Here is an 8715-nt window from a genome sequence, read left to right on the forward strand (position 1 = left end):
TGGAGCACCGCTCCCACAAGGGTTTGAACAACCGGGCCGAGAACTCCCACCAGCCCACCCGCCAACGCGAACGCGCCATGAAGGGCTTCCGCTCACCCGGATCCGCGCAACGGTTCCTGTCCGCGTTCAGCGGCATCTCACCCCACTTCCGACCCCGACGCCACCTTCTGACCGCCGCCGGACACCGACTCGAGATGACCCTCCGCTTCACCATCTGGGACCACGTCACCGAGACCACCGGCCTGCCCACCGCGGCCTGACCCAGGCGCCCCACCGCACCCCGACACACCCTCAGCCGGACACGCCCTCATCAACGTGACAGCGCCCCCACGACGAGGACGAGCTCGACGGCCAGGAGCACGGGCTGCTCGGCGACCTCCCCAGCCGGATCCGCCGCCGGGCCGCCGGAATGACCCTGGAGAACATCCAGCAGGTCTTGCAACAGGCCGAGTTCGAGGAACGCTGCGCCGACCGGCACGCCGACGCCGGCCACGAGAGCGCCTTCGTCACCGCGGCCGCCATCCGTGCCGAGTGGCAGCGCATCCACGACCACACCGCCGCCACCGGGGCCGAGCGCTACGACCCCGACCACGACACCGTTCTTCAGAACGCGCTGCGTCGTCAGTGTCACAGTCGGGACGTCGCCGCGTGCGCCCGCGAGGCCGCCGTTCGCGCCCGCCAGACCACCGACGCCGCCCACCGCCGCCTCGCCGGCACCGTCGCCCAGCCCCTCTACACCGCACTCGACCGCGCCGGCCTCTACAACCTGACCGACGACGACCGCCAGGCCGTCCGCGACCTCACCCGCACCCTCGACCCCGCCACGCTGCGCCAGGTCGTGAGCTGGCTGGAGCGCACCCGCACCGCGGCCCTCGCCCTGCGCGGCACCGAGCCGGCCCGGCCCGCTCGGCCCGTCGTGCGGCGCAGCCGATTCTGACGGTCCGTTCCCTGGTGAAAGGTGTTGACCTTGCTGGTCGGTGGGCGTTGGATGGGCGATCCCGGCCCGGGCCCCACACCCGGCCTGCCGGGCAGGAAGGAACTGGTGCCCTGTGACCGAAGCCCATGCCGATCGCCCTAACATCCGCCGACACCTCGACTGCACAGGACTGCCACGCCGGACCGGACCCCGACAACATCCGCATCACCGCGGTCGAACGCGACCTGAGCATCACCGAGATCTGGCACACCGACCAGTGCCCCACCTACACGGTCGAGCAGATCCTGCTGGAGGCGTACCGGTGGGCAGCCGGCACGCGCACCGCCGCGCCGGTGACGGCCGCCGCCACGGCCGGCCCGCTGGGGCCGTGCCGGGCGCAGCTGCTCGCCGAGTGCCAGGCCGCGGCCGTGGCACTCCGCACGGCCTGGCCACCGACGGCACGGCGCCCGCCGCCGACATGAGCTGACAACCGGCTCCCCCGGTGCCTCGGGGTCCGGACAGGGGCGGCCGGGGCAGCCCGCGAGGGCCCGGACCCGCGCAACCGCGCGGCGCGGGCCCTCGCGCTCGTCCCCGGATCGGCGGTTTCCCGGTCGCCACGGCGGTGCTCCGGGCGGCGCCCGTCAGCCGCCGGCCGGGGTGCGGGTGCGCAGCACCTGCCAGGTGGACGGCCCGATGGTCCCGTCCGGCGTGATCCCGCCCTGCGTCTGCAGCGATCTCACGGCATCCTGGGTGAAGCTGCCGTACCGGCCGTCGATGTCCCGTGCCCCGAGGGGGAAGCCCAGGCGCTGGAGCAGGCACTGGGCCTCGGCGACGTCGTCCGCGTCGTCCGCCCCGGACGTCAGCAGGGCGGTCGTGGTTCGGCTGATCCCGGCGTACCAGAGACCGTTCTCCTGCCGGAACGCGCAGGTGTACGGCGTCAGTGGCCCGAGCTCGAAGGGTACCCAGCCGGTGCGCCGATGGGTCGCTTCGTCGGTGATCCGGGCCCGGTAGGTGCCCGTGGCGTCGGTGCTCGCACAGGGCCAGCTCCAGTGCACGGAGCCGTCCTTCGCCACGGTGCCGCCCTCGCCGGACGCCCCGAGCGGAAACGCCTGGCCGTTGGGTGCGAGGATCTCGTTGGTGTAGCGGCCACCGGGCCTGAAGCCGGCCGACTCGTTGCCCAGTTTCTGGCCGGCGTGACTGCACGTGCCCACGATCTGGAAGCGCAGCGGCGGCTGTTCCGTGAGCCGGGCCCAACCGAGTCCGGCTGCCAGGGCGAGGGCGAGCGTCCCCGCTCCCGTCCCGAGGAGCAGCCGGCCGTTGCGCCACCAGGGCACCGCCGGCCGCAACGCCGCCACCACGCCGGCGCGGCGCAGCGCCTGCCGGCCGGCCTCGTCGGCCGTCCTCAGCCACCCGTCCGCCCGGCTGACGGTCAGGGTGCCGAAGCCTTCCTCGCGGCGGTGCATGGTGACGACCCCGACGATCCGGCCATGCGCCCATACCGCGGCCCCCGACATGCCCTCCCAGGGCGAACGCCGGGAGTCCGGATCCCGCTCGGGCTCCTGGACCCGCAGTTCCAGCGTCCGCTCCCGGCGGTCGGCCAACGGCGCGATCTTCCCGCGGGCATGGCAGGAGTCCCGGTAGCGCGTCGCGCCCCCGGGATCATCGCGGAGCTTGAACAGCGGGAAGCCCAGCGCGCTGCTGCGCAGGTCCGTGTCCGTCTCGCGCACCGCCCCGAACCGGGCCGGCCTGACTCGCCGTCCGGGCCCCGCACTGCTGCGCTCCAGGGTGAGCAGGGCGACGTCGCAGCGGGCGTCGGACCAGAGCACGTGCGCCCGTGTGGTCCATTCGGTGGCCCGGTCCGCCTCGAACCGGACCTGGATGTCGGCCGCCCGGCGCACGACGTGTTCGGCGGTCAGCACCATGCCGTCGCGCACCAGGTAGCCGGACCCGCGTTCCTCCCCGCCGGCGGTCCGGCAGACGATCACCTCCGCGGCCCGGTCGGCGCGCAGCCCCGTCACCGGTGCGCCTCCGCCGACCGCGGGCGAATGCCGTAGCCGGCCCATCGAACACCGAACATGCTTTCCATGGCCCGGAGTTGTCCTTTCTGGCGGGCCGTCATGCACGACCGACCGACGACTATAGTGAGGCCCCGTTCACCATCCGCGTCACCCCTTGGGAGTGAGCAGTGATCGAGCTGTCGGACGTCATCCGCGATCTGCGCGCCCAGTTGGAGCAAGCCGTGGCCGAGGGTGCCGGGAGGGCGATCCAGTTCGAGCTCGGCGAGGTCGAGCTCGAGGTCTCGCTGGCACTGGAGCGGTCGGCGGAAGGCGGTGCCCGGGTGCGCTTCTGGGTCGTGGAGCTGGGTGGCGACGGAAAGCGCGGCCACACCGACACCCAGCGCATCCGGCTCACGCTCCATCCGCGGATGGCCGCCACCGGCCTGCCGCCCACGGTCTCCGGGCAGTCCCGCCGGGGGGAGCGGTGACGCCGCCCCCGGAGTGCCCGCCAGACCCGTACGATCGGAAGGACTTGGCCTATCGACTCGGGCATGGGTCTCGGTAGGTGACCTCGGGTGCGTACCTCTGCCACTGCGAGGGAGTGAGGGAGCCCATGCTGTAGGAGCAGAGGCGGGCGGCGAGGTGGGCCTGGTCGGTGTCGAGCAGGGCGACGGTCCGGCTGGAGGCGACGAGGAGAGTCGGTCCAGTCGACACGAACGCGACGGCTCGGATCGAGGTGCTGCTCGGGTTGGCGATGGGGGCGACGAGGACGGGGCTGTCGGGGTTGCGGACGTCCCACAGTTCGAGGGCGGTGCTGTTCCAGATGGCCATGAGCGTGCCGGTCCGGGCGAATTCGATGCCTTTGACATCCTGCACGGTCTGGATGGTCGTCCGGGGGCGGGGGTGTTGTGGGTCGCTGATGTCCCAGAGGGACACCGTGTTGCCGCTGTTCCCCTCTGTGGCGAGCAAGCGGCTGAGCCTGCTCATCCCCAGAGCGCTGCCGAAGGCCCCGGGCATCTCGGCCTTTGACGCAGGTTCGCCTCCGGCGGTGAAGTTGAACAGTTCCAGAGCCGCACACTTGCATGTGGTGTCTGGTGTGCTCGTGACGGCCACGATCGCGCCGGTCGAGGTGATGTCGGAGAAGACAGAGCCCTTGTTGGAGGCGCCGGCGGAGTCGGTAGCACTTTCCGGGGATCTGACGGTCGAGGAGCCCGCGTGCCTGGGCTTTGCCGGGTCGCTGATGTCCCACCAGTCGAAGCCGGTCTCGGTCGCCAGGTAGGCCGTGCGGCCATGGCCGAGGATACCGGCGTCGTGGCGGTCCGCATCCGGTGCGGGGATCGAGCCGACCTCCACGGCGTCGAGGGCGTCGCTGACGCGCCACAGGTGGAGCGCCCCGCCGCTGATGACCGCGACGAGGTTGCGGGTGTCGGCCGAGGTGACGCCGAAGCTGAGGATCACGTCGCCGAGCCCCGACGGGACGGCGGGGAAGGCGGCAGTGCCCAGGGATGCGGCTTTGACCGGATTGTGCGGATTCCTGACGTTCCACAGCTGCACGTCGCCGTCCCAACCGATGGTCAGCAGGCCGTCCGTGCGGATGAACGAGGCGCCCCGCGCGGAGACCGGCAGTGTCGCGATGAGGGTCGGGCCGTCGGAGGTGGAGAGATCCCAGAGCCCAACGGAGTGCGTGTGCGGGCGCGGCGACGACAGCGGTTCCTGCTGAGGCGCGGCCATGAGGCGTTCGTCGGAGCTGAAGGCCCAGGAGGCGAGGCCTCCGGGAAGCCGGGCACTGTCGACCGTCCGGGCGGCCGAGCGCCACCGGCGCACCACTCCGTCGGTGTCTGCGGTCAGCAGTCCACCGGCAGGGGTGGCGGTCATGGTCATGGTGCCGGCGGCGGTCTTGGTACATCTGAAATCCGCGTAACCCAGGGACGTGGTGTCCGGGGACAGGGAGGCGAAGCAGAGATCGCCCTTGGGGTCGCTGGTGTCCGTCCCGGCGAAGGCGAGCGTGTTGCTGTCCCTGTCGAAGGCCACCGCGCTGATGTTCGCCTCCATGGAGCCTGCGGTGCCGACGCCGATCGGCTCGGGTCGTGAAGGGTCCCCGACCCGCCACAGTCCGGCGTCCCTGCCGCTGGCTGCGGCGAGCAGGTTGCCGTCGGGGCTGAAGATGATGGCTTTGTACCCGGTCTCCTGGGAGGAGAGGCTGACGGGGTTGGCCGGGTCGGCGAGGCCCCACACCTGTGTCTTACCGCCCAGGACGGTGGTGGCGAGCGTGCTTCCGCGCGGTGCGAAGGCGACGGCGGCAAGTGCCTTCGGCCCCTGGGCGGTCGGATTGCGTAGCCGGGGGAGGGCCTTGGGAGCCGAGGGCTGGGCGATGGACCACAGGAAGGTGTCACCGTTCCCCGCTGCGGCCGCCAGCAGGGTACCGTCCGCGCTGGTGGCCATGGAGCTGAAGATCGTGTCAGGTTCCTCCGGGCTCATCTGCTCGGGCAGGTGGGCGGCGATCGAGGGCTTCCCGGGGTCGGCGAGGCTCCATAGGCACAGGCCCCCGGTGCCGCAGGCGGCAGCCAGGTGGGACCCGTCCGGAGTGAGGGCGATGCCGGCCCCGCCGGCCTTGATGGTCGAGCGCAGGCGTGGAGCGGCCGGGTCTGCGAGGTCCCAGATCTGCAGTATCCGGTTCTGGTCCACGCCTGCGGCGGCGACCAGGGGGCCGTGTGCGGATGCCGCGACGATCGAGTAGGAGTTCCCGGTCTCGCCGACGACGCTGTTCAGCAGCGGGCCGAGCAGGTCGTAGAGCCGGGAGCCGGCCTCCTGAGTCGGGGACGTGCGGTACGCGGCGACCGCGAGCTGGGACGCCAGTCCGGGATCGACGGCGGCGAGCGCCTGTGCGCGGGCGGCCAGGTCCTTGGAGTTGACGGCCGCGGTCTGCCGGGCGGTGGCATCCCGTTCGCGGGCGGTGGCGTCCCGCTCCCGAGCGGTGAGCACGACGCCCGTCGCGGCCAGCAACGCGAGCACGCACAGCGTCGCGACCGCCGACCGGCGCCGCCGTCTGCGGGACCGGCGGTGGAGGCGCCCGCGCTCCAGGTAGTCGCGTTCGGCCTCGCTCAGGTACCCGTTCCGCTCGCGCAGCCACGGCTGGGCACCTGCCAACGCGATCCCGGTCGGCAGCAGCTCGCGGTCGCGCCCGCTGCCCTCCCAGCGCTCCCGGTCGTGCCGGAGCACCTCCCGCCAGGCCAGGAACGAGCGGTCTTCCTCGACCCAGGCCCGCAGCGTGTCCCAGGCGTTGATCAGTGCCTCGTGCGCGAGTTCCACCGTCTCGAGGCCCTCGGCGCTGCGGGCGGTGACCAGCAGCCGGGTGGTGGCGAGGAGTTGGGCGATGTGCCACTCGCCGTCGCTGAGCTCGGTGCGCAGCGCCGTGCGGCGGGTGGCCGACATGGTGCCCATCGGGATCCGCACCAGTTGGGTGAGCAGGCGCCTTGCGACCGGCTCGTCCTGCGGCGATACCGTTCGCTTCAGGACACCGTTGGCGTAGGCGCCGAGTGCGCCCTTCACTCCGCCGAGTTCCTCGTACGCCTGATGCGTCAGCAGCCCGCCCGTCTGGCGCTGCCAGAGCAGGTCGAGTGCGAACCCGAGCAGGGGCAGGGCGCCGGGTTCGGATCCGGTGTCCTCCAGGAGGCGTTCGGCCAGGTTGGGCGCGTACCGTACGCCGGCGATGGCATCGACCGGCGCGGTGACGACCTCGTGCAGCTGCTCACGGCTCATCGGCCCGAGTGCGTAGACCTGACGGCTGATGACCGGCCCGAGACGCGGGTGGGCGAGGGCCGCCTCCAGGAAGTCGGCCCGCAGGGTGGTCAGGACGCGGACCGTGTTCGGCAGGGCATCGGTGAACAACACGGCGGCGAACTCGTCGACGGCGGCCGGTCCGCGTGCCAGGAGCTCCTCGAACTGGTCCACCACAAGGAGTAGTTGGGTGGCTCCGTGCCGTTCCAGGATTCGGGGCGCGATATCGGCCAGGCCCGCGGGAGCGCCCAGCAGGGCGGTCAGCGCGGAGAGCCGTTCCAGACGCTGGATCTCGGACAGCTCCGGCTCCAGCAGGGGCAGCAGCGCGGCGGCCAGGGCCGACAGCGGGCTGCCACCGGAGTCCGGCCGCAGGACAATCGCCAACGCCCCGGCCGCCCGGAGCCGGGGGACCACCCCGGCGAGGGCCAGCGACGACTTCCCGGAACCGGACGGGCCGGCCACGCAGACCCACTGGTCGCGGGCCAGCAGCACGGCGACGTTCTCGCTCTCGGTCTGACGGCCGCAGAAGACCTGTGCGTCGGACTCCTCGAAGGCCTTCAGGCTGCGGAACGGCGACGGCGGTACCGCGAGGGCCCGCAGCTGCGGCCAGGCCGTCATCAGGCCGTCGGTCGGGATCAGGTAGCTCACCGCGGGATCGCCGGCCTCGGCGACCGCCACCATGCCGACCACCCCGCCGAGCCGCTCGTCCCACACCGGGCTGCCGCTGAACCCGCCGGACACCCGGTAGCCTCCGGGACGGGGGTCGATCTGCATCCACCCGCTGCCCTGCCGCCCCCGCAGCACTCCGGAGTGCCAGACCCCGTCCGAGCGCCCGACCGGGAACCCGAACACCCGCACGGGATCGTCCCAGTGGTCCTCGGACTGTGACTCCACCGGCCGGACCGGCACACCGCCGGCGAGCGGGGCCGCCAGCCGGAGCACGGCCACGTCCCCACTGTCGTCGGGCTGCCGAGGCGCCCAGTGCTCGACAACCGCCATCACCCCGGCCACGCCCGGCGCCCCCGGGCCGGGCTGTGCGGGCCGCAACGGAAGGTCGACGAAGACCCAGGCACCGACGCCAGGCTCGACGGCCTGGCCGACGAGAGCGGCCGAGACGACGTGTGCGCAGGTGACGGCCAGCTCGGGGGTGACCAGGAAACCCGCGCCCACCGGCCGGCTCAGCGCGTCGTGGATCCGCAGCACCGCCGCGTCCAACGCCTTCGAAGCGACTCCGTCGATGGGCCCGGGAACCGGCGCCGTCATGACGAGGGCACCGCCGAGACCGTTTCGGCGTCCCCGCCCGGGTCGTCGGCAGGGGTCCGACGCCAGGTCAGCGAGACCTTGAAGTTCGCCACGGCCGAGGTGCTGGAGATCACCACATCCGCCTCCGCGGACAGCGACAGCCCGAACTCGATCCCGATCTCGTCCGGCGCATTGACCATGCCACGGAAACCGTCGACGAAGTTCTGCGCCACCGGCCTGACCCCCGCCAGCATCTCGCCCAGTGACCGTGTGGCGCGAGCCACCACCTGGCCTGGCCGGGCCACCTGTACCAGGCCTTCTGCGGCCTGCTCGATCTCGACCCTCACGACAATCGGTCGTCCGTCCGCCGAACCGATCGGCAGCTCAACGAGATACGCCATGTCTCCCCCTCGGAGCCTTCCAAGCGCCATGCATGAGCGTCCCTGTCCCCGTACCGCTCCCACCTACCCGGCTGACGCGAATCCCACGCGAACCACGCCGGGCTGAAACGGTGCAATCACCGTACAAGGCCGTCTCCGAAACCACCCCCGGAACGGGCGTAACCGCCAACAACTCATATGTGAACACTTGGACTTAGAAGCGATTCCCAAACCGGGGGACATGGCTGCCACTCGAACTTCCGCGCGCATCAGGCTCGTTCGGGTGATCAGGTTGCGGCCGGTGCATAGAAGCTTCGCCATCTTCGAACGTGCTGGTCGGAGGGGCTGGCGTGCGGGTCGTTGGCCGTGCTCGTGCTGGTGGTGGGCGGCAGTCTGAGGCCTT

The 8715-nt window shown here is 72.0% G+C and carries 7 protein-coding genes; 4 read left to right on the plus strand and 3 right to left on the minus strand.

What is annotated here, in order from left to right:
- The 3 genes from ACIG5E_RS38410 to ACIG5E_RS38420 form a co-directional block, all read left to right on the plus strand.
- Positions 1-260: DDE-type integrase/transposase/recombinase (locus tag ACIG5E_RS38410; protein WP_396541790.1), on the plus strand; the 260-nt coding region annotated here is incomplete at its 5' end.
- Between the two features lie 149 nt (positions 261-409).
- Positions 410-937 carry a hypothetical protein gene (locus ACIG5E_RS38415; RefSeq protein WP_396541792.1) on the plus strand — a complete coding sequence of 176 codons (528 nt, stop codon included), beginning with the start codon at positions 410-412 and terminating at the stop codon, positions 935-937.
- 125 nt (positions 938-1062) lie between these two features.
- Positions 1063-1398 (plus strand): hypothetical protein, encoded by a 336-nt coding sequence (locus ACIG5E_RS38420; RefSeq protein ID WP_396541794.1) that lies wholly within the window; start codon positions 1063-1065, stop codon positions 1396-1398.
- A gap of 159 nt (positions 1399-1557) precedes the next feature.
- Here ACIG5E_RS38420 and ACIG5E_RS38425 read toward each other — a convergent pair whose 3' ends face one another.
- Positions 1558-2934, minus strand: a complete 1377-nt coding sequence (locus ACIG5E_RS38425) for a peptidoglycan-binding protein (RefSeq protein ID WP_396541796.1) — start codon at positions 2932-2934, stop codon at positions 1558-1560.
- Between the two features lie 167 nt (positions 2935-3101).
- Here ACIG5E_RS38425 and ACIG5E_RS38430 point away from each other — a divergent pair, with 167 nt between their 5' ends.
- The gene (locus ACIG5E_RS38430; RefSeq protein ID WP_396541798.1) at positions 3102-3401 is read left to right on the plus strand and encodes a trypco2 family protein; all 300 of its coding nucleotides are present in this window, start codon (positions 3102-3104) and stop codon (positions 3399-3401) included.
- Positions 3402-3450: 49 nt separating this feature from the next.
- Here ACIG5E_RS38430 and ACIG5E_RS38435 read toward each other — a convergent pair whose 3' ends face one another.
- Both ACIG5E_RS38435 and ACIG5E_RS38440 read right to left on the minus strand, forming a co-directional pair.
- Positions 3451-7953 (minus strand): trypsin-like peptidase domain-containing protein, encoded by a 4503-nt coding sequence (locus tag ACIG5E_RS38435; protein ID WP_396541800.1) that lies wholly within the window; start codon positions 7951-7953, stop codon positions 3451-3453.
- A complete protein-coding gene (locus ACIG5E_RS38440; RefSeq protein ID WP_396541802.1) occupies positions 7950-8333 on the minus strand; it encodes a CU044_2847 family protein in 384 nt (127 codons plus the stop codon). Before ACIG5E_RS38440 ends, ACIG5E_RS38435 begins: the two co-directional genes overlap by 4 nt.
- Positions 8334-8715 lie beyond the last annotated feature (382 nt).

It is taken from the genome of Kitasatospora sp. NPDC053057, assembly GCF_044546945.1.
Classification (GTDB): Bacteria; Actinomycetota; Actinomycetes; order Streptomycetales; family Streptomycetaceae; genus Kitasatospora.

Coding starts and splice junctions, on each gene's coding strand:
- ACIG5E_RS38440 (WP_396541802.1), bottom strand. CDS start 8,333: ATGGCGTATCTCGTTGAGCTGCCGATCGGTTCGGCGGACGGACGACCG.
- ACIG5E_RS38415 (WP_396541792.1), top strand. CDS start 410: ATGACCCTGGAGAACATCCAGCAGGTCTTGCAACAGGCCGAGTTCGAG.
- ACIG5E_RS38420 (WP_396541794.1), top strand. CDS start 1,063: ATGCCGATCGCCCTAACATCCGCCGACACCTCGACTGCACAGGACTGC.
- ACIG5E_RS38435 (WP_396541800.1), bottom strand. CDS start 7,953: ATGACGGCGCCGGTTCCCGGGCCCATCGACGGAGTCGCTTCGAAGGCG.